This is a genomic window from Streptomyces sp. NPDC079167 (assembly GCF_040686735.1).
Taxonomy (GTDB): Bacteria; Actinomycetota; Actinomycetes; order Streptomycetales; family Streptomycetaceae; genus Streptomyces.
Map to the genome: position 1 here is coordinate 155483 of NZ_JBFBLO010000002.1, position 25261 is coordinate 180743.

23 protein-coding genes are annotated in these 25261 nt (G+C 70.6%); 15 read left to right on the top strand and 8 right to left on the bottom strand.

All coding sequences use genetic code 11. The features are described from left to right. Positions 1-30 precede the first annotated feature (30 nt). Entirely contained in the window at positions 31-981 is a 951-nt protein-coding gene (locus AB0P41_RS04900) for a beta-ketoacyl-ACP synthase III (RefSeq protein WP_356713382.1), read from the bottom strand. Between the two features lie 225 nt (positions 982-1206). On the opposite strand from AB0P41_RS04900, the gene AB0P41_RS04905 reads away from it, so the two are divergent. From AB0P41_RS04905 to fdhD, 5 genes are read left to right on the top strand one after another with little or no spacing between them, the layout of a single operon-like run. After that, complete coding sequence (locus AB0P41_RS04905) at positions 1207-2250, top strand: 2-dehydropantoate 2-reductase (RefSeq protein WP_356713514.1); 1044 nt, start codon at positions 1207-1209, stop codon at positions 2248-2250. Next, entirely contained in the window at positions 2247-4202 is a 1956-nt protein-coding gene (locus AB0P41_RS04910) for a molybdopterin-dependent oxidoreductase (protein WP_356713384.1), read from the top strand. The genes AB0P41_RS04905 and AB0P41_RS04910 overlap by 4 nt, the downstream gene beginning before the upstream one ends. After that, positions 4193-6085 (top strand): NAD(P)H-dependent oxidoreductase subunit E, encoded by a 1893-nt coding sequence (locus tag AB0P41_RS04915; protein ID WP_356713386.1) that lies wholly within the window; start codon positions 4193-4195, stop codon positions 6083-6085. Before AB0P41_RS04910 ends, AB0P41_RS04915 begins: the two co-directional genes overlap by 10 nt. Continuing rightward, positions 6082-6942 carry a 2Fe-2S iron-sulfur cluster-binding protein gene (locus tag AB0P41_RS04920; RefSeq protein WP_365930114.1) on the top strand — a complete coding sequence of 287 codons (861 nt, stop codon included), beginning with the start codon at positions 6082-6084 and terminating at the stop codon, positions 6940-6942. The genes AB0P41_RS04915 and AB0P41_RS04920 overlap by 4 nt, the downstream gene beginning before the upstream one ends. A 5-nt stretch (positions 6943-6947) precedes the next feature. Then, positions 6948-7796 carry a formate dehydrogenase accessory sulfurtransferase FdhD gene (gene fdhD / locus AB0P41_RS04925; RefSeq protein ID WP_365930116.1) on the top strand — a complete coding sequence of 283 codons (849 nt, stop codon included), beginning with the start codon at positions 6948-6950 and terminating at the stop codon, positions 7794-7796. A gap of 78 nt (positions 7797-7874) precedes the next feature. On the opposite strand, the gene AB0P41_RS04930 is transcribed toward fdhD, so the two are convergent. Genes AB0P41_RS04930 through AB0P41_RS04940 form a run of 3 tightly spaced genes read right to left on the bottom strand, consistent with a single transcriptional unit; the run spans position 7875 to position 9416 of the window. After that, positions 7875-8354, bottom strand: coding sequence for an NUDIX hydrolase (locus AB0P41_RS04930; protein ID WP_365930118.1), 480 nt, complete (start codon positions 8352-8354; stop codon positions 7875-7877). 28 nt (positions 8355-8382) lie between these two features. Beyond that, complete coding sequence (locus tag AB0P41_RS04935) at positions 8383-8592, bottom strand: DUF397 domain-containing protein (RefSeq protein WP_365930120.1); 210 nt, start codon at positions 8590-8592, stop codon at positions 8383-8385. After that, a complete protein-coding gene (locus tag AB0P41_RS04940; protein WP_365930733.1) occupies positions 8574-9416 on the bottom strand; it encodes a helix-turn-helix transcriptional regulator in 843 nt (280 codons plus the stop codon). Before AB0P41_RS04940 ends, AB0P41_RS04935 begins: the two co-directional genes overlap by 19 nt. A 174-nt stretch (positions 9417-9590) precedes the next feature. Between AB0P41_RS04940 and AB0P41_RS04945 the strand changes: the two genes are divergently transcribed. Then, positions 9591-9860 (top strand): hypothetical protein, encoded by a 270-nt coding sequence (locus tag AB0P41_RS04945; protein WP_365930121.1) that lies wholly within the window; start codon positions 9591-9593, stop codon positions 9858-9860. Beyond that, the gene (locus tag AB0P41_RS04950) at positions 9850-10131 is read left to right on the top strand and encodes a hypothetical protein (RefSeq protein WP_365930123.1); all 282 of its coding nucleotides are present in this window, start codon (positions 9850-9852) and stop codon (positions 10129-10131) included. The genes AB0P41_RS04945 and AB0P41_RS04950 overlap by 11 nt, the downstream gene beginning before the upstream one ends. Positions 10132-10467: 336 nt before the next feature. On the opposite strand, the gene AB0P41_RS04955 is transcribed toward AB0P41_RS04950, so the two are convergent. Beyond that, on the bottom strand, positions 10468-11271 hold the full coding sequence (locus tag AB0P41_RS04955) for a hypothetical protein (protein ID WP_365930125.1): 804 nt from the start codon (positions 11269-11271) through the stop codon (positions 10468-10470). Between the two features lie 161 nt (positions 11272-11432). Here AB0P41_RS04955 and AB0P41_RS04960 point away from each other — a divergent pair, with 161 nt between their 5' ends. The 4 genes from AB0P41_RS04960 to AB0P41_RS04975 all read left to right on the top strand — a co-directional run bounded on the left by AB0P41_RS04960 (position 11433) and on the right by AB0P41_RS04975 (position 14451). Beyond that, entirely contained in the window at positions 11433-12272 is an 840-nt protein-coding gene (locus AB0P41_RS04960) for a helix-turn-helix transcriptional regulator (protein ID WP_365930127.1), read from the top strand. A 75-nt stretch (positions 12273-12347) separates the two neighbouring features. Then, on the top strand, positions 12348-13100 hold the full coding sequence (locus AB0P41_RS04965; protein ID WP_365930129.1) for an SDR family NAD(P)-dependent oxidoreductase: 753 nt from the start codon (positions 12348-12350) through the stop codon (positions 13098-13100). Positions 13101-13262: 162 nt separating this feature from the next. Beyond that, positions 13263-13985, top strand: coding sequence for an aldo/keto reductase (locus AB0P41_RS04970; RefSeq protein ID WP_365930735.1), 723 nt, complete (start codon positions 13263-13265; stop codon positions 13983-13985). Between the two features lie 100 nt (positions 13986-14085). Beyond that, positions 14086-14451, top strand: a complete 366-nt coding sequence (locus AB0P41_RS04975) for a hypothetical protein (RefSeq protein WP_365930130.1) — start codon at positions 14086-14088, stop codon at positions 14449-14451. 31 nt (positions 14452-14482) lie between these two features. On the opposite strand, the gene AB0P41_RS04980 is transcribed toward AB0P41_RS04975, so the two are convergent. Continuing rightward, positions 14483-15517: a bile acid:sodium symporter family protein gene (locus tag AB0P41_RS04980; RefSeq protein WP_356713408.1), complete on the bottom strand. Its 1035-nt coding sequence runs from the start codon at positions 15515-15517 to the stop codon at positions 14483-14485. 115 nt (positions 15518-15632) lie between these two features. On the opposite strand from AB0P41_RS04980, the gene AB0P41_RS04985 reads away from it, so the two are divergent. The 4 genes from AB0P41_RS04985 (at position 15633) to AB0P41_RS05000 (ending at position 20014) form a co-directional block, all read left to right on the top strand. Further along, on the top strand, positions 15633-16526 hold the full coding sequence (locus AB0P41_RS04985) for a LysR substrate-binding domain-containing protein (protein ID WP_356713410.1): 894 nt from the start codon (positions 15633-15635) through the stop codon (positions 16524-16526). Positions 16527-16754: 228 nt separating this feature from the next. Then, on the top strand, positions 16755-18554 hold the full coding sequence (locus AB0P41_RS04990) for a long-chain fatty acid--CoA ligase (protein ID WP_356713412.1): 1800 nt from the start codon (positions 16755-16757) through the stop codon (positions 18552-18554). Positions 18555-18690: 136 nt separating this feature from the next. Further along, on the top strand, positions 18691-19527 hold the full coding sequence (locus tag AB0P41_RS04995; protein ID WP_356713414.1) for an aldo/keto reductase: 837 nt from the start codon (positions 18691-18693) through the stop codon (positions 19525-19527). Between the two features lie 127 nt (positions 19528-19654). Continuing rightward, positions 19655-20014 (top strand): DUF6204 family protein, encoded by a 360-nt coding sequence (locus AB0P41_RS05000; RefSeq protein ID WP_365930133.1) that lies wholly within the window; start codon positions 19655-19657, stop codon positions 20012-20014. 60 nt (positions 20015-20074) lie between these two features. Here AB0P41_RS05000 and AB0P41_RS05005 read toward each other — a convergent pair whose 3' ends face one another. Then, the gene (locus AB0P41_RS05005) at positions 20075-23104 is read right to left on the bottom strand and encodes a glycoside hydrolase family 38 C-terminal domain-containing protein (RefSeq protein WP_365930135.1); all 3030 of its coding nucleotides are present in this window, start codon (positions 23102-23104) and stop codon (positions 20075-20077) included. Positions 23105-23145: 41 nt separating this feature from the next. After that, the gene (locus AB0P41_RS05010; protein WP_365930137.1) at positions 23146-25209 is read right to left on the bottom strand and encodes an endo-beta-N-acetylglucosaminidase; all 2064 of its coding nucleotides are present in this window, start codon (positions 25207-25209) and stop codon (positions 23146-23148) included. Between the last annotated feature and the right edge of the window lie 52 nt (positions 25210-25261).

A 25261-nucleotide genomic window follows, 5' to 3' on the forward strand; every position in this document is an offset into this window, starting at 1 on the left:
TCTACCGAGCACAATGCCACGCCGGGGGCCTCAGGGGCAGCGGATCACCTGACCCGCGTACGAAAGATTCCCGCCGAAGCCGAAGAGCAGGGCCGGCGCACCGCTCTCGACCTCGCCCCTTTCGACCAGTTTGGACAGCGCCATCGGGATCGACGCGGCCGAAGTGTTGCCGGAATCCACCACGTCCCGGGCGATGACGGCGTTGACCGCCCCGATCTTCCGGGCGACGGGTTCGATGATCCTCAGGTTCGCCTGGTGCAGCACCACCGCGGCGAGGTCCTCGGGCGTGACACCGGCCCGCTCGCAGACCTTGCGGGCGATCGGCGGCAGCTGCGTGGTGGCCCAGCGGTAGACGGACTGCCCCTCCTGCGCGAACCGCGGGGGCGTGCCCTCGATCCGTACGGCGTTGCCCATCTCCGGCACGGAACCCCACAGGACGGGGCCGATCCCAGGCCTGTCGCCCCCGTCGGGATCGGCGGTGACGACGGCCGCGCCCGCGCCGTCACCCATCAGCACGCAGGTGGAACGGTCCGTCCAGTCGACGATGTCACCCATCTTGTCGGCGCCGATGACGAGAGCGCGGGTGGCGGCTCCGGCCCGGATGGCGTGGTCGGCCGTGGCGAGCGCGTGGGTGAACCCGGAGCAGACCACGTTGATGTCCATCACGGCGGGCGAGCTCATGCCCAGGCGGGCGGCCACCCGGGCAGACATGCTCGGCGACCGGTCGATGGCCGTGGAGGTGGCGACCAGGACCATGTCGATGTCCGCCGGCAGGAGTCCGGCCGACGCGAGGGCCTTGGCGGCGGCGTGGGCGGCGAGTTCGTCCACGGGTTCGTCGGGCCCGCCCACGTGCCGGGTCCTGATGCCCACCCGACTGGTGATCCACTCGTCGCTCGTGTCGACCATGGCCGCCAGATCGTCGTTGGTGAGGACCTTGGCAGGCTGGTAGTGGCCGAGCGCCACGACACGTGAGCCGGTCATGTACGGGTTCCCCTCGCTACGTTTGGCAGGAACTATCCAGTCTTGGTTGCTACCGACCGGTACGAGGGCACCTAACCCCACAGGATTACAGGCCTGAGGTTGGAGCGTCTCGAACAGCTCCCCGGGAACTCTGGCGGACACTCCGGAGTACCTGCCGGAATCGCGTGCGGGCCATGCCACCCGCTGTCACGAGTATTGACCCTCCCCGAAGGCATACTGTAGACAATATTCTGTCGACTTGACACCCTCGCTCGGTCCTCTCACCGAACGGAGAGCCCCGTGAAAGTCGCAGTTGTCGGCGCCGGAGCAATCGGCGCCTATGTCGGGGCCGCGCTCCACCGCGCGGGCGCCGACGTCCATCTCATCGCCCGGGGCCCGCATCTGGCGGCCATGCGCCGCGACGGAGTGCGCGTGCTCAGCCCGCGCGGAGACTTCACCGCACGGCCCGCCGCCACCGACGACCCCTCGGAGGTCGGGCCCGTCGACTATGTGTTCCTCGGCCTCAAGGCCCACTCGTACGCGGTGTCGGGACCGCTGGTCCACCCGCTGATGCACCGGGACACCGCGGTGATAGCCGCCCAGAACGGCATCCCCTGGTGGTACTTCCACGGCCTCGCGGGCCCGTACACCGGCCGCCGGCTCCACAGCGTCGACCCGGCGGGCTCGGTGAGCGCCACGCTGCCGCCCGAACGCGCCATCGGCTGCGTGGTCTACGCCGCCACCGAGATCGAGGCGCCGGGCGTCGTACGCCACCTCGAAGGCACCCGGTTCTCCATCGGGGAGCCGGACCGGACGGTGTCCAGACGCTGCCTGGACTTCAGCGAGGCCATGGTGGCGGGCGGACTCAAGTGCCCCGTGGAGTCCGACCTGCGCAACGACATCTGGATCAAACTGCTCGGCAACATCTCCTTCAACCCGATCAGCGCGCTGGCCCGCGCCACCATGGGCCAGATCTGCCGCCATCCGGACACCCGCGCACTCGTGGTGTCGATGATGCGCGAAACCCTCGACGTGGCGGCGGCCGTCGGCTGCCGCCCCGAGATCTCCGTGGAGCGGCGCATCGCGGGCGCCGAGCGCGTCGGCGATCACAAGACATCCACCCTCCAGGACCTGGAGAAGGGCAGACCCCTCGAACTCGACGTGCTGCTCGCGGCCGTCGTCGAGCTGGCCGAGCTGGCCGGAACGCCCGTACCGACGCTGCGCGCCGTGCACGCGCTCGCGGATCTCCTCGCCACCACGTCCTCGGCACCGGCAGGGAGCGCACCATGAAGAGCGAACGCACAGGCGGCCGGAGCCGGAAGGGCCGGCAGCCCAAGACGTACGAACGCCTCACCCACCCTCTCGTCCGCGGCGATGACGGTGTGCTGCGGCGGGCGAGCTGGGACGAGGCACTGGCCCGCGCGGCTGCCGGATTCCGGCAGACCCGCGAGGCACACGGCCCCGACGCCTTCGCGATGCTGTCCTGCGCGAGGGCCACCAACGAGATGAACTACGTGGCCCAGAAGTTCACCCGCGTCGTGATCGGCACCAACAACGTCGACTCCTGCAACCGCACCTGCCACGCACCGAGCGTCGCGGGCCTTTCGGCCGCCTTCGGGTCCGGCGGCGGCACGTCCTCGTACGAGGAGGTGGAGCACACCGACCTGATCGTGATGTGGGGCTCCAACGCCCGTTTCGCGCACCCGATCTTCTTCCACCACGTGCTCAAGGGCATCCGTAACGGCGCCCGGATGCACGCCGTCGACCCGCGCCGCACCTCGACCGCCGAATGGGCCGAGAGCTGGCTCGGTCTCAACGTCGGCACGGACATCCCGCTCGCCCACGCCATCGGCCGCGAGATCATCCACGCGGGCCTGGTGAACCGGGCCTTCGTCGACCGCGCGACCAGCGGGTACGAGGAGTACGCCGCACTCGTCGAGCCCTGGACCCTGACCGCCGCCGAGAAGGTGACCGGGGTCCCGGCCGAGGCGATCCGGGACCTCGCCCACGCCTACGCCACCGCCGAACGGGCCCAGCTCTGCTGGACGCTGGGCATCACCGAACACCACAACGGCACCGACAACGTCCGCGCGCTGATCAACCTCTCCCTGCTCACCGGCCACGTCGGGCGGTACGGCTCCGGGGTCCAGCCCCTGCGCGGCCAGAACAACGTGCAGGGCGGCGGCGACATGGGCGCCATCCCCAACAAACTCCCCGGCTTCCAGGACATCCTGGACCCGCCCGTCCGGCAGAAGTTCGAGCGCTCCTGGGACACCGTGATCCAGCCGCGGTACGGCAAGACCCTCACCCAGATGTTCGAGGCCATGGAGACCGGTGAGCTGCGCGCGGTGTACTGCATCGGGGAGAACCCCGCGCAGTCGGAGGCCGACAGCGACCAGGCGGTGCGCCGGCTGGAGGCCCTCGACCATCTGGTGGTGCAGGACATCTTCCTGACCAGGACCGCCCAACTGGCCGATGTCGTCCTGCCCGCCACCGCCTCCTGGGCGGAGACCGACGGCACCACGACGAACAGCGAACGGCGTGTGCAGCGGGTCAGGGCCGCGCTGGTGCCGCCGGGCGAGGCCCGCGAGGACATCGACATCATCTGCGCCATGGCCGGACAGCTCGGCCATGACTGGAAGTTCGAGGATGCCGAGGCCGTCTGGGACGAGCTGCGCTCCCTCTCCCCCGACCACTTCGGGATGACGTACGAGCGGCTGGCCGAGCACCAGGGGCTTCAGTGGCCCTGCCCCGACACGGAGAAACTGCCGTCGAGCTTCCTGCACGCCCGGCTCTGGGAGACCGACCCGGAGCGGCGCGGCCCCGCAGCCCCCTTCGGGCTGGTGCAGCACGACCCGCCGGTCGACCTCACCGACGAGTCCTACCCGCTGCGGCTGACGACCGGACGGCGCTTGGACTCGTACAACACGGGGGTGCAGAGCGGGAGTTACGCGTCGCCCTTGCGCCGGGGCGAGTACATCGAGCTGTGCCCCGAGGACGCCGAGTCGTACGGCGTCTCCGTGGGCGAGGAGGTAAGGGTCTCGTCCCGGCGGGGCAGCGTCACCGCACCCGTCTGGATCGACCCCGGACTCCGGCCCGGGCTGGCCTTCATGACGATGCACTTCCCCGACGAGGTCGACACCAACCAGCTGACCATCGAGGCGAACTGCCCGATCGCCGGCACCGCCGAATTCAAGGCCTCCGCCGTACGGATAGAGAAGCTGGTGCCCGCATGGACCTGAGGTACACCGACGCGGCCCCGTCCGACGCCGAACGGGAAGCGGTGGACGCCCTGTTGGGCCCGCCGCCGTCCGGCTGGGAGGGTGCCGCCGAGCGCACGGACGAGGACCTCCGGTGGGCGAGGGGCGGCGCGGCGGCGGCCAAGGACCGCCGCGACCAGCTGCTGCCCGCACTGCACGCCGTGAACGACCGGGTGGGCTGGATCAGCGAGGGCGCGCTGGACTACATCTGCCGGCGGCTCACCGTCGCCCCGGCCGAGGCCTACGGCGTCGCGACCTTCTACGCCATGTTCTCGGTGCGGCCCCGCCCGGCGAAGGTGCTCCACGTCTGCACGGACCTGGCCTGCGCGGCCCGCGGCTCGGCGGCCGTCCGCGCGGACCTCACCGAGCGCCTCGGTGCCCCGGGCACACCGACGGAGGGCGCGGTCTGGCAGGAGAGCCCCTGCCTGGGCCTGTGCGAACGCGCCCCGGCGGCGCTGCTGCTCCAGGCGGGGACGGATCCGGACCGGCCCGGGGGCGGAGCCCCCGAAGAGCCCGCCGCAGGCGCCCCCCGCTGCTCCGCCGTGGTCGCCCCCGCCACCGCACCCGCGCTGGTCGCCGCCATCCGCGCACCCCTGGACGCCCCGGAAGAGCCCTCGGCGGGCGCGGCCGTCCCCCAGGCCGGCGACCCCGCCCTCGTGCTCCTCAAGCGGATCGGCACAGTGGACCCCGCCTCGCTCGACGACTACCGCTCCACCGGGGGCTACACCGCACTGCGCCGCGCGTTCGCGCTCGGCCCGGCGGGGGTGGTCCGCGAGGTGCTGGACGCCGGACTCGTCGGCCGGGGCGGCGCCGCCTTCCCCACCGGACGCAAGTGGCAGGCCACCGCCCAGCAGGCCGACGGCCCGCACTACCTGGTGTGCAACGCGGACGAGAGCGAGCCCGGCACCTTCAAGGACCGGGTGCTCATGGAGGGCGATCCGTACGCCCTGGTCGAGGCGATGACCATCGCCGGTTACGCCATCGGGGCCCACCAGGGCTACATCTACCTGCGCGGCGAGTACCCCCGCGCGTACGAACGGCTCGGCCACGCCCTGACGAGCGCCCGCACCCGCGGGCTGCTCGGCCCCGACGTCCTCGGGCAGGGGTACGCGTTCGACATCGAGATCCGGCGCGGCGCGGGTGCGTACATCTGCGGCGAGGAGACCGCGATCTTCAACTCGATCGAGGGACAGCGGGGCGAGCCGCGCTCCAAACCGCCGTTCCCGGTGGAGAAGGGCCTCTTCGGCAAGCCGACGGCGGTCAACAACGTCGAGACGCTCGTCAACGTGCTGCCGATCCTGGAGCACGGCGCCGCCGCGTACGCCGCGACCGGCACGGAGACGTCCACCGGGACGAAGCTGTTCTGCGTCTCCGGTCAGGTGGCCCGCCCCGGCATCTACGAGCTCCCCTTCGGCGCCGGCCTCCGGGAGCTGCTCGACCTCGCGGGCCCGCCCGAGCGGCTGCGGGCCGTGCTCCTCGGCGGAGCCGCCGGTGGCTTCGTACGCCCCGACGAGCTGGACGTCCCGCTGACCTTCGAGGGCACCCGCGCGGCGGGGACGACGCTCGGCTCCGGAGTGGTCCTGGTCCTGGACGACTCGGTGGAGCTTCCCCGGGTGCTGCTGCGCATCGCGGAGTTCTTCCGCGACGAGTCGTGCGGCCAGTGCGTGCCCTGCCGGGTGGGCACGGTCCGCCAGGAGGAGGCACTGCACCGGATCGCGGACCGTACGGGTGCCGAGGCCGCCGAGGACATCGCGCTCATGAGAGAGGTGGGGCAGGCCATGCGGGACGCCTCGATCTGCGGTCTCGGCCAGACCGCGTGGAACGCCGTGGAGTCCGCCATCGACCGTCTGGGGGTCTACAAGTGACCACTGTGCCGCTTCAGCCGCCGCGCCGTCTCGTCTCCTTCACGCTGGACGGCGAGGAGAGCCGCGTCCCGGAGGGGTCCACGATCCTGGACGCCTGCCGGACCGCCGGCAAGGACGTCCCGACCCTGTGCCAGGGCGACACGCTCACCCCGAAGAACGCCTGCCGGGTGTGCGTGGTCGAGGTGGAGGGCTCCCGCACGCTCGCCCCGGCCTGCTCCCGGCGCGCCGAGCCGGGCATGACGGTCCGCACGGACACGGAGCGGGCCAGGCACAGCCGCAAGGTGGTCCTGGAGCTGCTGGCGTCGTCGACCGATCTGTCCACGACGCCACGCGCCGCGGAGTGGATCAAGGAGTACGAGGCGAAGCCCGAGCGCTTCGGCGCGGACGCCGCCCGGATGAACGAACAGCCGAAGATCGACAACGAGCTGTACGTCCGCGACTACGACAAATGCATCCTCTGCTACAAGTGCGTCGACGCCTGCGGGGAGCAGTGGCAGAACACGTTCGCCATCGCCGTGGCGGGGCGCGGTTTCGACGCCCGTATCTCCACCGAGCACGATGCCGCGCTTCCCGACTCGGCCTGTGTCTTCTGCGGGAACTGCATCGAGGTGTGCCCGACCGGCGCACTCTCGTTCAGCACGGAGTTCGGCATGCGGGCGGCGGGGACGTGGGACGAGGAGGCGCAGACGCAGACCACGACGGTCTGCGCCTACTGCGGTGTGGGGTGCAACGTGACCCTTCACGTGCAGGAGAACGAGATCGTCAAGGTCACCTCGCCGCACGACAACCCGGTGACCCATGGCAACCTCTGTATCAAGGGCCGTTTCGGCTACCAACACGTACAGAATCGGGTTTAACGGCTATGGGACGGGTCACCGAGCGTCGCCGCACCATCCGCATCCGGGACGGGGCGGTCACGACCCGTCCCGACACCCTCGTCGCGGAGGAGCCCCTGGAGATCCGGCTGAACGGCAAGCCGCTCGCCATCACGATGCGGACGCCGGGCGACGACTTCGCGCTCGCGGCGGGCTTCCTGGTGAGCGAGGGCGTGATCGGTGAGGGCTCCGAGGTGCAGTCGATCGTGTACTGCGCGGGGGCGACGGCCGACGGGGTGAACACGTACAACGTGGTTGACGTGAAGCTCGCGCCCGGCGTCGTGGTGCCCGACATCACGCTGGAGCGGAACGTCTACACGACCTCGTCCTGCGGGCTCTGCGGCAAAGCGAGCCTGGACGCCGTCCGCACCACGACCCGCCATCCCGTCTCAGACACTCCCCCGGTCCGGGTGACGCCCGCGCTGCTCTCGGCCCTCCCCGACCGGCTGCGCGAGGCACAGCGGGTGTTCGACCGGACCGGGGGCCTGCACGCCGCGGCGCTGTTCTCCCCGGAGGGCGAGCTGCTCGACATCCGGGAGGACGTGGGCCGCCACAACGCGGTCGACAAGCTCGTGGGCCGCGCCCTCACCGACGACCGCCTGCCGCTCTCGCAGGCGATTCTGCTGGTCTCGGGGCGGGCGTCCTTCGAACTGGCGCAGAAGGCGGTGATGGCGGGGATCCCGATGCTGGCGGCGGTCTCGGCGCCGTCGTCGCTGGCTGTGGACCTCGCGGCCGAGAGCGGACTGACCCTCGTCGGCTTCCTGCGGGGGCAGTCCATGAACGTGTACGCGGGTGACCACCGCATCGCCCTGGAGGCGACGGTGGGCCAGGGCTGAGCCGGCCCTGCCCGCTGCACGGGGCAGGGGTCCGGCCGACGGGGAGCGCCCCCTGCGCCGGCCGGGCCCTCTCGTGCGTCACCAGCGTGCGACGAGCGCCTCGTCTCCGCCTCGGTTGCGGTACAGCCAGGTGGTCCCGGGCGCGACCTCCCCGCTCAGGTAGCCGACGATGGGCTCCCGCTGCGTTGCACTGTCCAGCTCACCGATCAGCTTCAGGGCGTCGGGCAGGGGGAAGAAGGCGGCCTGCTCGATGTCGTCGTCCTGCGGCGCGATGTCCCCCGACCACTCGCCGATCTCGAAGGCGGCGGCCAGCGCCGACGGATAACGCTCCGAGTCGATGTGCATGAGGAACGCGGTCCGCACCGGATCGCCCACGAGCAGCCCGGTCTCCTCCCGCAGCTCGCGCCGGAGGGCCTCGTGCATGAGCTCACCGTCCTCGACGCCGCCACCGGGCAGCGACCAGAGGACCTCACCGGCGGCACCGAGACTCTCCCGCACGAGCAGGATCTCGTCGCCTCGGCGGACGATGCCGATGACCAACTGCACCCGGGGTTTCAAGGCCTTGAATCCTGTGCCGGTGGGCGGTTCAGGCGTCCACTCCTCCGTCCTTCACAGCCGACACGAACGACGACCAGCCGTCCGTCGTGAATGTAAGCACCGGGCCGAGCGGGTTCTTGCTGTCGCGCACCGGGACAACATCAGTGAAGGCGTCGGAGACCTCTACGCACGCGCCACCGTCCTGGTTACTGTGGCTGCTCTTGCGCCAGGTCGCGGCGCTCAGGTCGATGGATCGCACGGCAGTTCCTCCAACATGCGCAAGACGAATTTTTGCGACTCGGCGGGGGAAAGCGCCAGGTCACGCGTTGCATCGTACGCACGTTGCATGCGCTCCACCACGACGCTTTCCTCGTGGAGTTCCCCTCCGTATCCGTGCTCCGTGTATGCCACAGTACGGCTGTCCGGTAGTCGCAGGAACCAGACGTCGGTACTCGACAACCCATGCAACCCCGCGCTCTGAGGCAGCACTTGAAGCGTCAGGTTCGGCCGCTCCGTCATCTCGGACAGATACTCGAGCTGGTTCCGCCACTCGTTCGCACTCCGCAATGCCGTCCGGAGAGCCGCCTCCGACAGGATCGTCCGGAACGGAGGCGCCTCTTCGCCCTCCAGCAGGCTCCGCCGTCCCATCCGCGCCTCCACCTGCTGCGTCAACCGTTCCCCGCTGAAACCGCCGGACGCCAACAACTCCCGCGCGTACCCCGGTGTCTGCAGGAGCCCCGGCAGCACGCTCACAGCGAAGTGCCACAGGCTCGTCGCCTCCGCCTCCAGGGCCATGTACCGCCGGTACCGCTCCTTGAACTGCGTCTGGTCGCTGATCGCCAGCTCCCACATGGCCAGCAGCAGCCCTGGCGTGCCGTAGTACTGGTCGAGCGCCTCCACGACCTCGGGGCCGCCGACCGTCTCGCCCTTCTCCATCTTCCCGAACAACGACCAGTCCCAGCCCAGCCGTTCGCCGAGCTGCCGCAGGCTGTCGCCGCGCTCGGTACGCAGACGCCGTAGCTCTTCCGCGAACCGTGCGCGTGGTTCCCTGCTGCGGCCCGTGACCGCCCGCCTCGTCGGTATCTCGCCCTCCGTGGAACGTGTGGAACGTGACTCACCGCCGGGGAAGCACGCCCCGCCCTCGGTGTGTCACGCCCCCGACCAGGTCATTCTCGTAACGATCCCCTCACGCACCGTAGTACCGGGTGTGAGGGCAGGCAGAGGATTCCGCGAAGGAACAACCGAAGGAAGCCACTCATGACTCCGCCGCCGCCGAAGCCGCCCCTCCCCCGCAGGACGGCCAAGATCCAGGAGGCCGTCGATGCGCGCGACTCCCTCGCCGCCGCGCTGAGCAGCGCCGGCATCCAACTGCCCGCGATGGATGTGCGTACTCCATGGCCGGACACGGAGGGCAACGGCAACGCACGGCCGGCCCGTTACGCCCTCGTCCACCTCGGCGTCTGCTCCGCCCCCGTGGCACATGCTCTCGCTGCGGTGATCAGGAGCGGAGCGGCAAGTGACCGATGACGGTGCCCTCGGCGTCGGGGCGGTCGTGCACGACAACGACAGCGGCCGGGTGGGCCTGGTGACGGGCCACGAAGGCCCCTGCCTCCAGCTACGCCCGCTCGGCGGTGGCCGCGAGTGGGACGCGGACCCGGCCCGCCTGCGGCCACTCGCCCCCGCCGAGCTGCTGAGCGCCCGCGTCGCCGATGCCAACGCCCGCAGCCGCACCGGCCTCGGACTCGCCGGCATACGGGGCTCCCCACACACCGGCCCGGCCGAGGACGGCGCAGGATGACGGCACAGCGCCCATCCGGGGAACACCTCCGCCAGCGCAGGGCCGCTTGCGTCGGGCGCGCGTACCGGACTGGCCATGCAGCTGACTGCGCCCGGCAGTAGAGGCTCGAATCCGCTCCGTTGGAACGCACGGACGCGGCTTCCGGACGGCCATCAACCGCCCAAAACCCATCGTGTCGCCGCGATCGCGCTGAGAATCAGCGGCGGCGCCAGCCACCAGGGGCCCATGGCCCGCCGCACGGTGGGAGGGGCGATGGTGACGAGCAGCCCGAGCACGCTGCCTGCGATGGCGAGAAAGCACATCAATGCATGGGTGTGGTTTCGAGCTGGTCGGACATCAGCGAAGTGCTTCCCTGGCGTTCTTGAGGTCGTTGTTGCATCCCCGGCCGTACGCCTGGGCCTGGTCCCCTTCCCAGTACGGACCGCCGTTGTACCGCGCGGCAAGTTCTTGGTACTGGGCGGATGTCATGTTCGCCGCTGGAACATTGGCGAACTCACTCTCCGCCTTGAGTTGCGCCAGGTATTCGGACGCGATGAAAATATTCTGTCCCGGGTCCTGTAGGGACTCTTCCACGACGGCGCGCTGGTGTTCGGTCAGGTTGTCCCGGTCATAGCCGAGCACCTCAGCACCACGTCGGACCTGGATCGCGATGGGACCGAAGGAAGTCTCATCGGGGCTGCCCCCGAGACGGTCCGGCAAATTCTCCGGCGAGATGGGGCTCAGCCCCCAGGGTGCGTCGGCCTGCTCACGGATCGTGTCGACCACGTCGTCCGCGTACCCCGGCTGGCCTGCGACCTCCTGCCACGCGATGCCCGCGCCCATGTCCGGAGGCAGTCCGGAGTTCCTCGCCGCAGCCTGAATGATCTCCTTGTTCGCCGCGATCCACTCCTTCTTCTCCTGGTCCGAGGATGGAGGAAGTCGGTAACCGTCCTGTGCCTGAGGCAGGTTGGCGACCTGCGTCCTGATGTCACGAAGCGTCGGCGAGATCGGAGCGCTGCCGACCTCTGCTGCGTAGCCCTGTTTCGGTCCACTGCCGGGCAGATGGGTCAGAGGGTTGCTGCGGGCCTCGTGGGCCTCGCGCTGCATCTCCAGCCGGACGCCCGGACCACCTGCCTCGTCCAGGCTGTCCTCACCTTGCATCCGGCCAGCTCAGACCGATGATGGAAAAGCTTCACTGCGTTAATTCCTATGGCACGGATCGGGCAGTAGCCAGGGTGTGGGACACCTAGGGTAAACATGGCCTTCCTACCCCGGTTTCTTCCGGCGATGCTGGATGCACGCCAGAAAGAAGGGAGGTCGGCATGGATGACAAAGGGCTCGGGGAGTTCCTCCGGAACCGGCGGGAACGGTTGCGGCCCGAGGATGTGGGTCTTGCCGGTGGTGGCCGGCGCCGCACTCCCGGGCTGCGCCGGGAGGAAGTCGCGAGCCTGGCGGCTCTGTCGCCGGATTACTACGGCCGGCTGGAGCAGGGAAGGGTACGCTCCCCGTCCGCGGCGGCGCTGGCCAGCCTGGCCCGCGCGATCCGGCTCACCGGCGACGAACGGGACTACCTGTTTCGCCTCGCCGGGCAGCAGCCGCCGGAGCCGCGCTCACCACTGGCCCACGTCGACCCGGCGATGCTCTACCTGTTGGATGCGCTCGAGCACACGCCGGCCCAGGTGGCCGACGACCTCCTCACGGTTGTCGCGCAGAATCGCGCCGCGGAGAGCCTGCTGGGGGTCTGGACCGGGTTGCCCGGTTACGAGTCCAACGTCACGTGGCGTTGGTTCGCCGACCCGGCCTCGCGGGACAGCAATGATCCGGCCGAGCACGAGCGCATCGGCCGGGCCTACGCGGCTGACCTGCGCGCCGGTGTCGCCCAGCGCTCGATGGGCGATCGGTTCGCTCAAGGGCTGGTGGCCGACCTGCTCCAGCGCAGCACCGAATTCGGTGACCTGTGGGCGCAGCAACAGGTGGGGGTGCTGACGTCGGCGCCCAAACTCATCCGGCACCCGCTGGTCGGCGAACTCGATCTGCAATGTGACGTCGTGCTGAGCCCGGCGACCGGTCACCGCCTCATTATCTTCCGGCCGCGCCCTGGATCGAACGCTCACGAGCAGGTGGCACTCCTGGGCGTACTCGGGAATCAGAAGTTCGCCTGAATCTCACTGCCTTTCACCCATCACTACGAAAAAAGCGGGCACTTCCGTGTGCCCGGAATTAACAGAAAGATTTTCGTGAACATCACTGGTAACACCATCTTCATCCCCGGCGCGACCTCCGGCATCGGTCTCGGCCTGGCTCTGCGCCTGCGGGACAAGGGCAACACCGTGATCGTCGGCGGCCGGCGCACCGAACTGCTGCAGCGACTCGCCGCCGAGCACCCCGGTCTCGGCACGATAACCATCGACACCACCGACCCGGCATCGATCACCGCCGCCCGCGACGAGCTCACCACCCGCTACCCGGCCCTGGACACCCTCATCACCATGGCCGGCATCATGGAGCCCGAGGACCTTCGCGACCCCGCGTCGCTGGACGTCGCCGAGCGCACCGTCGAGGTCAACCTGCTCGGCCCGATCCGGCTGATCAACGCGTTCCTGCCCGGCCTGCTCGCCCGGCCCGCCGCAACCGTCATGACGGTCAGCTCCGGCCTGGCGTACGTGCCGCTGCCGGCCACGCCGACCTACAACGCCACGAAGGCCGCGATCCACTCCTTCACCGAAAGCCTGCGCGTGCAGCTGTTCAAGAGCAACGTCCAGGTGATCGAGCTGGTCCCGCCGGCCACCCGGACCACGCTGATGAACCAGCAGAACTCCGACGTGGCCATGCCCCTCGAGGACTTCCTCGACGAGGTGATGAGCCTGCTGGAAGCCGACCCCGAGGCCGAGCAGATCCTGGTCGAGCGCGTCAAGTGGCAGCGCAACGCCGAGGCCGAAGGCCGCTACGCCGACGTCCTGAACGTGCTCAGCGGCCGTTACCGCTCCTGACCTCCTGGCGGCGGCCGGGGTCATGCCCGGCCGCCGCCCCTTCCGGCGAACAGACCCCATGGAACCCACCCTCACGGTGCCCAGCGGGCACCACATCCCCCGGCTCGGATTCGGCACCTACCGGATCCCGCCCCGTGACACCGAGCAGGTCGTCACGAGGCGCTGCGAGCGGGCTACCGGCACATCGACACCGCGAGCTACTACCGCAACGAAGCAGGCGTCGGCGCCGCCGTTCGGAGCTGCGGCCTGGCCCGCAACGACATCTGGATCACCAGCAAGCTCCCCCTCGGCGCGGACGACGCCGACGACGTCCGCAGGGCCATCGACGCGACCGTCGACGCGCTCGGCACCCATGTCGATCTCTACCTGATCCACTGGCCGATGCCGCGGCGTGGACGCTATCCGCGAACGTGGCAGGCCCTGCAAGCCGCCCAGGCCGACGGCCGACTGGCCGAGATAGGCGTGTCCAATTTCCACCGGGCCCAGCTCGATCGCATCCTCGCCGACGGCAGCCCGCCACCGACGGTGAACCAGATCGAGGCACACCCACACTTCGCCGACAACACCCTGCGGCACTACTGCGCCGAGCGGACCATCGCTGTCGCGGCCTGGTCACCACTCGGCGCCGGCTCCGTGTTGCACGACCCGGCGATCCAGGCGATGGCCCGGGAGCTGGACCGCACCCGGGCGCAGATCGTCCTGCGCTGGCACCCGCAACGCGGCGACATCGTCCTGCCCAAAGCCAGTTCCCCGCACCGCATCCACCAGAACGCCGCGATGTTCGACTTCACGCTCGACCCCCGCCAGGTCGCCCGGATCGACCACCTCGACCGGGGCGAGGCGGCCAGGCCCTCTCGTAGGTGTCTGACGTCCGGTGGTCAGTGATCGCTGCGGCGGTCGGCAGCCCCGCCGGTATCCTCCTGCGAGGAGTCGCGGGTGACAGCGCCGTGCGGCGAAGTCGACAGCCGGGGGCAGCACGGTGCGCATGTGGAAGACGGCACTCCCGGTCCTCGCTCTGGTGGCGGCGGCAGCGGGATGTTCCTCGTCCGACGATGTGGACGAGCAGCGGCTGACCGAGAAGCGGGAGACCTACTGCACGCAGCTGGGGATGTGGCAGAAGGCCCGGAACGCGGCGGATCCGGACACGCCGGACCCATCCGGCTACGACGAGGTCGGGGCCCTGGCTCAGGACGCCTTTCTCGCGATGCGACCGCTGAAGGATGAGGGCGTCGACGGGGGCCGCACCTTGGGGGAGGCGACGGTGGCGGCGATGACCAAGGGTGACTCCGAGGCGGAAGGCCGTGTCGTGAAGTACTGCGACGATGCCGGCTTCGAGACGCTGACCCGCTGAGGCCGTCGGGTGACCGCGCCTCACCGCTACGTCAGTTCAGCGCCTCGGCCGGAGCAGGCCTGATCGGGGCATCGTCCGGCAGCGGGTCGCGGGAGCGGCGCTTGGCGATCACCGCGCAGACCATCAGCTGCATCTGGTGGAAGAGCATCAGCGGCAGCACCGCGAGACTGGCGTGCGCACCGAACAGGACGCTGGCCATCGGCAGGCCGGCCGCCAGGCTCTTCTTCGACCCGGCGAACTGGATGGCGATCCGGTCCTCCCGCCCGAAGCCCAGCCGCTTCGCCCCGTACCAGCTCACCGTGAGCATGAGGGCCAGCAGCACGGCCTCGGCGCCGAGCAGGGCGCCGAGCCGGAGCGGGGTGACCTGGTGCCAGATGCCGGCGACCATGCCCTCGCTGAAGGCCGTGTAGACGACGAGCAGGATCGAGCCCCGGTCGACGTACCCCAGCACCTTGCGGTGGCGGCTGATGAATCCGCCGACCCAGCGGCGCAGCAGCTGCCCGGCGAGGAAGGGCACCAGCAACTGTAGGACGATCTTCACCAGCGAGTCCGTGGAGAATCCGCCTCCGGCCCCGCCGAGCAGCGCGGCAGCCAGGAGCGGCGTGAGCACGATCCCGGCGATGCTGGAGAAGGAGCCGGCGCAGATGGCGGCCGGCACGTTGCCGCGGGCGATCGAGGTGAAGGCGATCGACGACTGGATGGTCGAGGGCACCAGGCACAGGAAGAGGAAGCCGTCCTGGAGCTGTGGGGTCAGGACGTACGGCACCAGGCCGTGGCTGGCCAGGCCGAGGAGCGGGAACAGGAGGAAGGTGCAGGCCAGGACGGTGAGGTGGAGTCGCCAGTGCTTCAGGCCGTCGAGCGCCTCGGCGGTCGAGAGACGCGCTCCGTAGAGGAAGAAGAGGAGGGCCACCGCTCCGGTCGACGCGCCGCCCGCCACGTCCGCGCCGGTCCCCGAGACGGGCAGCAGCGCCGCGAGTACCACCGTGCCGATCAGCGCCAGGATGTACGGGTCGACCGGAAGCCAGGACGGCGGCGCGGGGATTCGGCGGCTGGTGCGGCGGCTCATGTGCTCCGTGCTCTCTCGGTGGAATCGTGCCCTCCCCATCGTGCTCCTGTCCTCCGCGATCGGGAATCCCGTACACCGAACTGACTGTCATCATGATTCGCGATAGCCTCACTCCATGTACGACCCCGTCCAGCTCCGCACCTTCCTGGCCGTCGCCCAGACCCTGAGCTTCACCCAGGCGGCACGCCGGCTCGGTGTCCGGCAGTCCACGGTCAGCCAGCACGTGCGCCGGCTGGAGTCCGAGGCCGGCCGCCAGCTGTTCGACCGGGACACGCACCGGGTCGACCTCACCGAGGACGGCGAGGCCATGCTGGGCTTCGCGCGGACGATCCTGCAGGCCAACGAGCGTGCGGCGGCCTTCTTCACCGGCACGAGGCTGCGCGGACGGCTGCGCTTCGGGGCCTCCGAGGACTTCGTACTGACCCGCCTCCCGGAGATCCTGGAGTCCTTCCGGCGGGAGCACCCCGAGGTCGAGCTGGAGCTCACCGTGGAGCTGTCCGGCGCGCTGCACCGGCAGCTCGCGGCCGGCCGGCTCGACCTGGTGCTGGCCAAGCGCCGCATCGGGGACACCCACGGGGAGCTGGTCTGGCAGGACAGCCTGGCCTGGATCGGCGCCCCGCAGTTGCGGATCGATCCCGAGCGCCCTCTCCCGCTGATCGCCTTCCCGCCTCCCGGCATCACCAGGGCACGCGCCCTGGAGGTGCTGGAGGAGCACGGCAGGTCCTGGCGCTTCGCGTGTACGAGTGCGAGCCTGAGCGCGCTCGTGGCGGCGGCCCGTGCCGGTCTGGGGGTGATGGCGCACACCCGGGGGCTCATCCCGCCGGGGCTCGTGCCCGTCCCGGCCCGGGCGGGTCTGCCGGAGCTCGGGGACGTGGACTTCGTGCTGCTGCACGGGCGCCGCAGGGACACCGCCCAGGAGGCGGCTGACGCCCTCGCGGCGGCGATCCTGGCGGGTGGCGACCGTCTCCACCGCGGTCCGGTCATGCCTTCGCACCCGGAGTCTGCGTAAGCGCGGCGTACAGATTCGGTGGAGATTCCCGCCCGAGCTACTTACCCCACGGTCAGAACTCCGCCCGAGCCTTGCCCATCTGGCCCGATTTCTACGGTCGGCATGGCCAGATGCCACGTTTTCCGGAGACTTCGGACCCTCCCGCGGCCCCGTGCGGTGAGGTAGCGTCGCGGCGCCGTGCGGAGCGCCACAAGGAGCAGGTCATTGCGCGAGTTCACTGTCCCACCCATGGCCGCTGCCCCTCAAGTCGGCGGTCTTGCCGATACCGTCTTCGACTACGCGGAGGAGAACCCCCACCGGACGGCCCTCGGCCGCAAGGACGCCCAGGGCCGATGGCACGACGTGTCGGCGGCCACCTTCCGCGACGAGGTGCTCGCTCTCGCCAAGGGGCTGATCGCGCACGGCGTCCGGTTCGGCGACAGGGTCGCCCTGATGTCGCGCACGCGCTACGAGTGGACCCTCTTCGACTTCGCCCTGTGGACGGTGGGTGCCCAGTCGGTGCCGGTCTACCCGACGTCGTCGGCCGAGCAGGTCCTGTGGATGCTGCACGACGCCGAGGTCGCGGCCGTGATGGTCGAGCACGAGGACCACGCGATGACGATCGGCTCGGTGATAGACCGGCTGCCGAACCTGCGCAGACTCTGGCAGCTGGACGCCGATGTGGTGACCGAGCTCAACGAGGCCGGTGCGCTGATCGACGACGAGGTCGTCCACCGGCACCGCCGCGCGGTGACCCCCGACTCCGTGGCGACCGTGATCTACACCTCCGGCACGACGGGGCGTCCCAAAGGCTGTGTGATCACGCACTCCCACTTCATGTTCGAGGCCGACACCATGGTCGGCCGCTGGCATCCGGTGTTCCTCTCCAAGCCCGGCGAGGAGGCGGCGACGCTGCTCTTCCTGCCGCTCGCCCATGTCTTCGGCCGCATGGTGGAGATAGCGGCGCTGCGCGGCCGGGTGAAGCTGGCGCACCAGCCCGAGCTGTCCGCGAAGGCGCTGATGCCGGACCTGGTGGCCTTCCGGCCCACGTTCATCCTGGCGGTGCCGTACATCTTCGAGAAGGTCTTCAACGGCGCACGGCGCAAGGCGGAGGCGGAGGGCCGTGCGGGGGCGTTCGACAAGGCCGTGGACATCGCGGTGAAGTACGCCGAGGCGATGGAGGAGCGGGCCTTCGGCACCGGCCCCGGACCGTCCGCCGGGCTGCGGATGCAGCACCAGTTCTTCGACAAGGTGGTCTACCGCAAGGTCCGTGACGCGATGGGCGGCCGGGTGCGGCACGCCATGTCGGGCGGCTCCGGGATGGACCGGCAGCTCGGGCTGTTCTTCGCGGGCGCGGGCGTCACCGTCTACGAGGGTTACGGGCTGACGGAGACGACGGCCGCGGCCACGGCCAACCCGCCCGAGCGCACCCGCTACGGCACCGTCGGCCAGCCGATCCCCGGTTCCTCGGTGCACATCGCGAGGGACGGGGAGGTGTGGGTGCACGGGGCCAACGTCTTCTCCGGATACCTGGGCGACCCCAAGGCCACGGATGCCGTCCTGCACGACGGGTGGCTGGCCACCGGCGACCTGGGCGCGCTCGACGAGGACGGTTATCTGACCATCACCGGGCGCAAGAAGGAGATCCTGGTGACCTCCGGGGGCAAGAGCGTGGCCCCGAGCGGCCTGGAGGAGCGGGTGCGCGCGCATCCGCTGGTGGCGCAGTGCATCGTCGTCGGCAACGACAGGCCCTACATCGCGGCCCTGGTCACCGTGGACCACGAGTCGGTGGAGCACTGGCTCGCGATGCAGGGCCGTACGCCGATGCGCCCCGCCGATCTGGTGCGCGACCCCGACCTGGAAATGGAGGTGCGCAGGGCCGTGGTGGCGGCGAACACGGCGGTGTCCCAGGCCGAGTCCATCCGCACCTTCCGCATACTGGCGCACCAGTTCACCGAGGAACACGGCCTGCTGACCCCCTCGCTCAAGCTGAAGCGCAAGGCGATCGAGACGGCGTACGCGGCCGAGGTCGACGCGCTCTACCGATGAGCCGGGGCTTCTCCTGACGTGCCGTCAGTGGCGCACTGCTTCTCCCGTTCACCGGATCGGGGCAGGTGGGAATGGTTAGGCTTTTCCGATCGTTCCCCCTGGGAGTACCCACCCACAACGTAAGGATCGACTGCTCGTGAGCCAGGTCCCCACCATCACGCTCAACAACGGCCTCGAGATGCCGCAGCTCGGCTTCGGTGTCTGGCAGGTGCCTGACGACGAGGCCACGACGGCCGTGGCCACGGCCCTGGAGGCCGGGTACCGGAGCATCGACACCGCCGCGGTCTACGGGAACGAGGCGGGCACCGGCAAGGGTCTCGCCGCCTCGGGTGTCGCCCGCGAGGAGCTGTTCGTCACGACCAAGCTGTGGAACAGCGAGCAGGGCTACGACTCGACGCTGCGCGCGTTCGACGTGTCGCTGGACAAGCTGGGTCTGGAGTACGTCGACCTCTACCTCATCCACTGGCCGACGCCGGCCAAGGACGCGTACGTCGACACGTACAAGGCCTTCGAGCGGATCCTCGCCGACGGCCGCGCGAAGGCCATCGGCGTGTCGAACTTCCTGCCGGAGCACCTGGAGCGCCTGATGGGCGAGACCTCCGTCGTCCCCGCGGTCAACCAGATCGAGCTGCACCCGCAGCTCCAGCAGGCCGAGTCGCGCGCCGTCCACGCCGAGCACGGCATCGTCACCGAGGCCTGGTCGCCGCTGGGCTCGGGCAAGGGCCTCCTGGAGGTCCCGACGGTGGTCGCCGTCGCGCACAAGCACGGCCGGAGCCCCGCGCAGGCGGTGCTCCGCTGGCACCTGCAGACCGGCCATGTGGTGATCCCCAAGTCCGTGACGCCGTCGCGGATCGCGGAGAACATCGACGTCTTCGACTTCGAGCTGGACGCCGACGACCTCGCCGCGTTCGCCGCGCTCGACGAGGGCAAGCGCACCGGATCCCACCCGGCCGAGATGAACGTCGGCGCCTGAGCCCCGCTTCTCCCCCGCGCCCCCACCGCTGCACGTCCGGTGGGGGCGCCGGTGTCTCCGCGGCCAGGAGTGCGGTGCGCGGGAAACACGGTGGAACCGCTCCGGCCACGCTGGTTAAGGTCGCCGGATGAGTAATCGAACCTTCCGCATCACGGTCCGCGGTGTCTTCGACGGGCTCAGCCCGGCCCAGCGGGCCGAGCTCCTGTCCCGTGCCGCGGAGCATGACGTCATGCGCGCGGCCTTCACTCCGGAGGGACACCTGAGCTACGACCTGGCCGCACGCTCGGCCTTCACCTTCCGCTTCCAGGACTCGGGCGATGAGGAAGAGGAGATCCTGGAAGCGACCGAACGCGCCGAGCACGCGGCGCGGGCGTGGCTGGAAGAACGCGGCTACGGCTACAAGAACCTCAGGAGCAGCGCCGAGGACCTCTCCCAGGCACCCCTGGGTAAACGGCAGCGCCGCGCCGCGGCCGGGAAGGACGCCTGAGCCTCCCGCCTCGGGCTCCGGAGCGGCGTGGGGGCCGGGCGCCGGCCCCCACGCTCCGGTTCAGCGGCGGGCCAGCCTCAGCGTGACCAGCTCGAACGGGCGCAGTGACAGGCTCACGCCCTCCTCGGTGAGTACGGGCGCCTGCACGTCGTCCAGCGGTCGCTCCAGCAGGTCGGTGACCGCGACGCCTGCCGCGTCGAACCCGGTGGCGAGACGGACCCGGGCCCGGCCGCCGGTGGACTCGTAGAGGCGGACGACGAGGTCGCCGCTCGCGTCGTCGGCCAGCTTGACCGCGCTGACGACGACGGCGTCGTTGTCGACGGTCACCAGCGGTGCGACCTCGCGCTCTCCGGTGACGCGGCGCTCGGGCAGGTTGATGCGGAAGCCTTCACGCACCGCGTCGCCGATCGCCGCGCCCGGTGCGAGGGCGTGCCGGAAGCGGTGCACTCCCTGGTCGGTCTCCGGGTCGGGGAACCGGGGGGCGCGCAGCAGCGAGACGCGCACCGTGGTGGTGGTGCCCGCGTCGGACTCGCGCACCGTGCGGGTCACATCGTGCCCGTACGTCGAGTCGTTGACGAGTGCCACCCCCCAGCCGGGCTCCTCCACGTGGACGAACCGGTGGTTGCACGCCTCGAACTTGGCCGCCTCCCAGCTGGTGTTGGTGTGGGTGGCCCGGTAGAAGTGTCCGAACTGGGTCTCGGAGGCGTAGCGCTCGGCGTGCACGTCCAGCGGGAAAGCGGCCTTGAGGAACTTCTCCGTCTCGTGCCAGTCGACCTCGGTGTCGATGTCGAGGCGCTTGGCGCCGGAGGTGAGGGTCAGCAGCTGGGTGACCTTCGAGGTGCCGAAGCTCCGTACGACCCGGACACCGACCGTGCCTCCGCCCTCGACCGGGGTGAGCTCGTCGAGGTCGGTGAGGTCGGTGACGGTGTTCCGGTAGAACGCGTCGACGTCCCAGGCGTCCCACATGTTCGGGAAGTCGGGGTGGATCTGGAGGAGGTTCGCCGCCTGCCCGGGGGCGACGGTCTCGCGCTCGGCACCGATGTCGTACGCGGAGACGACCAGGCCCCGCGCGTCGATCTCCACCTGGAGGAGTCCGTTGTCCAGCACGAAGCCGCCGCCCTCACGCGGGGCCAGCTGTCCGTCGCTGCCGGGGTGTGCGGCAGCGGCCGCGCCCGCCCCCACCCCTGCACGGGTGTGCGGGGCGGAGTTGAAGACGAGCTCGCGCCCCGCGGAGGGGTCGCCCGCCAGTGCGCGCTGGGCGGCGTCCACGATGCCGTTCAGCTCACCGGCGACGGCCGCATAGGTCTTCTCGGCCTCGCGGTGCACCCAGGCGATCGACGACCCCGGCAGGATGTCGTGGAACTGGTGGAGCAGCACCGTCTTCCAGATCCGGTCCAACTGCTCGTACGGGTAGGCGGATCCGGTCCGTACGGCGGCGGTCGCGGCCCACAGCTCGGCCTCCCGCAGCAGGTGTTCGCTCCGGCGGTTGCCCTGCTTGGTCCTGGCCTGGCTGGTGAGTGTGGCGCGGTGGAGCTCCAGGTACAGCTCGCCGACCCACACCGGCGCGTCCGGGTATTCGGCCTCGGCCTTGGCGAAGAAGTCGGCGGGCTTCTCCCACTCGACGGTGGCCGAGCCCTCCAGGCTCCGCATCCGGCCGGCCTTGGCGATCATCTCGCGGGTCGTACCGCCGCCGCCGTCGCCCCAGCCGGTGGGCGCGAGCGAGTGGCGGGCGACCCCCTTGTCCTTGAAGTTGTCGGCCGCGTGGGCGATCTCGCTGCCCTTCATGGAGCAGTTGTACGTGTCGACGGGCGGGAAGTGGGTGAAGATGCGCGTGCCGTCGATGCCTTCCCAACGGAAGGTGTGGTGGGGGAACTTGTTGGTCTGGCTCCACGAGATCTTCTGGGTGAGCAGCCATTTGGAGCCTGCCGCCTTGATGATCTGCGGCAGTCCGGCGGCGAAGCCGAAGGTGTCGGGGAGCCATGCCTCGCCGTTCTCGATGCCGAACTCGTCGAGGAAGAAGCGCTTGCCGTGCACGAACTGACGGGCCATCGCCTCGGAGCCGGGCATGTTGGTGTCGGACTCGACCCACATGCCGCCTGAGGGCACGAACCTGCCCTCCGCGACGGCCTTCTTGACCTTGGCGTAGACCTCGGGGCGGTGTTCCTTGATCCAGGCGAACTGCTGTGCCTGGGACATCGCGAAGACGAAGTCGGGCTCGTCCTCCAGCAGGGCCGTCATGTTGGACGTCGTCCGCGCCACCTTGCGGACGGTCTCGCGCAGCGGCCACAGCCAGGCGGAGTCGATGTGGGCGTGCCCCACCGCGCTGATGCGGTGGGCGGACGCCTGCGCGGGGGTGGCGAGCACCTCGGTCAGCTCGGCCCGGGCTGCCGCCGCGGTTCCGTTGACGTCCTGGAGGTCGACCGCGTCGAGTGCCCGGCCGACGGCGCGCAGGATGTCCCAGCGGCGGGCTCCCTCGACGGGCAGCTCCGCCATCAGCTCCCCGAGCACCTCCAGGTCCTGTACGAGGTTCCACACGTGCTCGTCGAAGACGGCGAGGTCCATCCGGGCGAGGGTGTACTGGAGCTCGCTGCCGGCGGTCTCCTTGTCACCCAGCTGTGTGGGCAGGAAGGGGTGGTAGTCCAGGATGACGGGGTTGGACGCGGCCTCCACGTGCAGCAGGACCTCTTCGCCGCCCTCGACGGGAGCCCCCACGCGCACCCACTGGTTACGGGGGTTGAGGCCCTTCACCGGGGTGCCGTCGGGCCGGTAGACCAGGCCCTCGCACTGGAAGCCCGGCATGTTCTCGTCGAATCCCAGGTCGAGGAGCGCCTCGACGGTGCGGCCCGCCCAGTGCGCGGGGACCGTACCCGAGACGCGGAACCAGCAGGTGCTCCACGGGGCGCCCCACCGGTCGCCGACCGCGATGGGCTCCACGGGGCCGGCCAGGCCCTCGGCGACGGGGACGGGCTCGCCCGGGGCGTTCCAGACGGCGACGTCCAGCGGTACGGACTCCGGGTACACGGCGGGGCGGATGCGTTCGTCCAGGACACGCTTCAGACGGGCTTCCACCAGGCTGCGGTCGTCGTGCATGAGGGTGACTCCGTTGTGATGTGGGTGCGGGTGGGGGCGGATTACCAGCGGTGTGCGGTGACTGCGGCGCCGGACACGCCGTAGAGCTCGTCGACGGCACGCACCTGGAAGCGGGCGGACCTCTCGCCCGCCTCCCTGCGGACGCCGGACAGGAAGAAGGCGGTCTGGCAGGTGCCTCCGAGGAAGCGCGGGGTGCCGTCGGGGAGGATCCGGTGTACTTCGTAGTGGCGCACCGGGCCCGGTGCGGGGTGCCAGCGCAGGCGAAGCTCCGAGCCGTCGGCGGCGGCGTCGGTGATGCGCAGGGCGGTCGGCGCGTGCGGCTTCCTGACGGTATCGCGTACGGCCAGTGCGCCGAGCCTCCACCGCACCGCCCCCGTGCCCGTGCCCGTGAGCCGGATGCCCAGCGCGTGGGCGGTGCCGCCCAGGGAGCCCAGCCGCAGCGTCGCGGTGGTCCAGCCGGCCGCGCCGGGCCTCAGCTCTCCTGCCGGCACGCAGGTGTAGGCGAGCGGGTCGCCCGGCCGGTCCGGCTGGTGCGGGGCGACGGCCAGTTCGACGGTGACCGGGCCGGAATCCGGATCGATGCGGTGGGTGAGTTCGACGACCGTACGCCGGGAGAGCGGCAGCCGGGTCGCGAACAGTTCGACGGTGGCCGGGGCCTTCAGGTCGCCGTCGACCAGGAGACTGCTTCCACCACGCCAGGCGTCGGCGAAGTCGAAGGTGACGGAGGGCGTGCTTCCCTCGGTGCGGACGACCCAGCGGCGTCCGGGGAGCCGGTCCTGGAGCCCCAGGTGGTTCCACGGGGTGTCGGAGACCGGCCGCCCGTTCTGGTACCACCGCAGGCCGTGCCCGGTGTTGAAGGTGGTGGCGAACGGAAGCCGGCCGACCGTCGAGCGGTCGGCGAGCACCGCCGCCGGGGCCCGCCATTCCTCCTTGGGGGCCGGCCTGGCGGGGTCGAGCGAGCTGCCGGTCCAGAACCGTTGGTCGGCCGCGTGGAACTGGCCGGGCGTCCGGTCCTCGGGCAGGTGGTTCAGCGTCCATTCGGGGCGGTAGAAGCCGTACGACACGGTGTGCGGGCGGTCGGTGGGGACGATAGCGTCCCAGTCGACCGCCTTGTCCCACCCGGTGGACTCGACGTCCACCCCTGCCCACAGGTCGTAACGGCTGCGCCCGATGGCGTCCGCCCGCTCACCGGAGGCGGCCAGGGTGTCCGGGGTCCAGCGGAAGTCGACGAACATCGAGTCCGCCTGCTGGAACAGCGCGGTGTTCTCCTCGTTGAGGGCGCCCTGCCAGCCGACCTGGCCGCGCACCGTCATGGCGTCGTACCAGGTGGTGCGGAGCCCGGCGGCCTCCCCGCGTTCCCGCAGGTCGGTGACGAACGCCAGCATGTCGGCGCCGAGTGCGGCGTCCCCGCCCTCGGTCTCCGCGTTGAGGAACCAGCCGTCGAAGCCGTACACGGTGGCGACCTCGACCAGCTTGGCGGCCAGGGGGAAGCGTCCCGCGGCGTCGCGCTGCACGAGGTCGCGGGTCCAGCGGAGGTCACCGCCGTGGTGGACCGGGGGGAGGAAGACGGTGCCGAGTACGGGCACGCCGTTGCGGTGGGCGGCGTCCACGACCGGCGCGTTGGGCGCGAGGATCAGTCCCTCGCCGGCCGAACCGCCCCAGAAGACGAGTTCGTCCAGGTAGGCCCACTGGCTCAGTGCGTAGTGGTCGGCGGTGGCGGAGCCCTGGGAGGGATTGCCCGCGGTGTGCCCGAAGGCGACCAGGGAGGTGTTCCGCGCCTGCCCGGTCCGGGCGGTCGTGTTGACCGGGACGGGCGTGAAGCGGTCGGCGAGCGGGACGGTCGCGGTGTTGAACGCCAGGTCCCGGTCGTCCTCGGCACGCCAGCTCTTCAGACTGCGCCAGGTGACACCGTCCCCGGGGGTTCCGGTGGGCAGCGAGTCGGGGAACCAGTACGAGGCGTAGGGCTGGAGCGTGTCCGGGTCGGCGGTGGCGGCCGCGGCCCGTCCGGGGAACGCGGGGGTGAGAAGAGCGGCCGCGGTCCCGGCGCCGGCGAGGACGACGGTGCGCCGGGTGGGAGCGGCGGCGCGTGGGTGGGGCTGGGTCATGGTCTGCTCCGTATCGTGCGAGGTGCGATTCCGGTGCTGGGCGGGGGTACGT

Coding starts and splice junctions, on each gene's coding strand:
- AB0P41_RS04900 (WP_356713382.1), bottom strand. CDS start 981: ATGACCGGCTCACGTGTCGTGGCGCTCGGCCACTACCAGCCTGCCAAG.
- AB0P41_RS04910 (WP_356713384.1), top strand. CDS start 2,247: ATGAAGAGCGAACGCACAGGCGGCCGGAGCCGGAAGGGCCGGCAGCCC.
- AB0P41_RS04915 (WP_356713386.1), top strand. CDS start 4,193: ATGGACCTGAGGTACACCGACGCGGCCCCGTCCGACGCCGAACGGGAA.
- fdhD (WP_365930116.1), top strand. CDS start 6,948: ATGGGACGGGTCACCGAGCGTCGCCGCACCATCCGCATCCGGGACGGG.
- AB0P41_RS04945 (WP_365930121.1), top strand. CDS start 9,591: ATGACTCCGCCGCCGCCGAAGCCGCCCCTCCCCCGCAGGACGGCCAAG.
- AB0P41_RS04955 (WP_365930125.1), bottom strand. CDS start 11,271: ATGCAAGGTGAGGACAGCCTGGACGAGGCAGGTGGTCCGGGCGTCCGG.
- AB0P41_RS04960 (WP_365930127.1), top strand. CDS start 11,433: ATGGATGACAAAGGGCTCGGGGAGTTCCTCCGGAACCGGCGGGAACGG.
- AB0P41_RS04975 (WP_365930130.1), top strand. CDS start 14,086: ATGTGGAAGACGGCACTCCCGGTCCTCGCTCTGGTGGCGGCGGCAGCG.
- AB0P41_RS04980 (WP_356713408.1), bottom strand. CDS start 15,517: ATGAGCCGCCGCACCAGCCGCCGAATCCCCGCGCCGCCGTCCTGGCTT.
- AB0P41_RS04985 (WP_356713410.1), top strand. CDS start 15,633: ATGTACGACCCCGTCCAGCTCCGCACCTTCCTGGCCGTCGCCCAGACC.
- AB0P41_RS04990 (WP_356713412.1), top strand. CDS start 16,755: ATGGCCGCTGCCCCTCAAGTCGGCGGTCTTGCCGATACCGTCTTCGAC.
- AB0P41_RS05000 (WP_365930133.1), top strand. CDS start 19,655: ATGAGTAATCGAACCTTCCGCATCACGGTCCGCGGTGTCTTCGACGGG.
- AB0P41_RS05005 (WP_365930135.1), bottom strand. CDS start 23,104: ATGCACGACGACCGCAGCCTGGTGGAAGCCCGTCTGAAGCGTGTCCTG.
- AB0P41_RS05010 (WP_365930137.1), bottom strand. CDS start 25,209: ATGACCCAGCCCCACCCACGCGCCGCCGCTCCCACCCGGCGCACCGTC.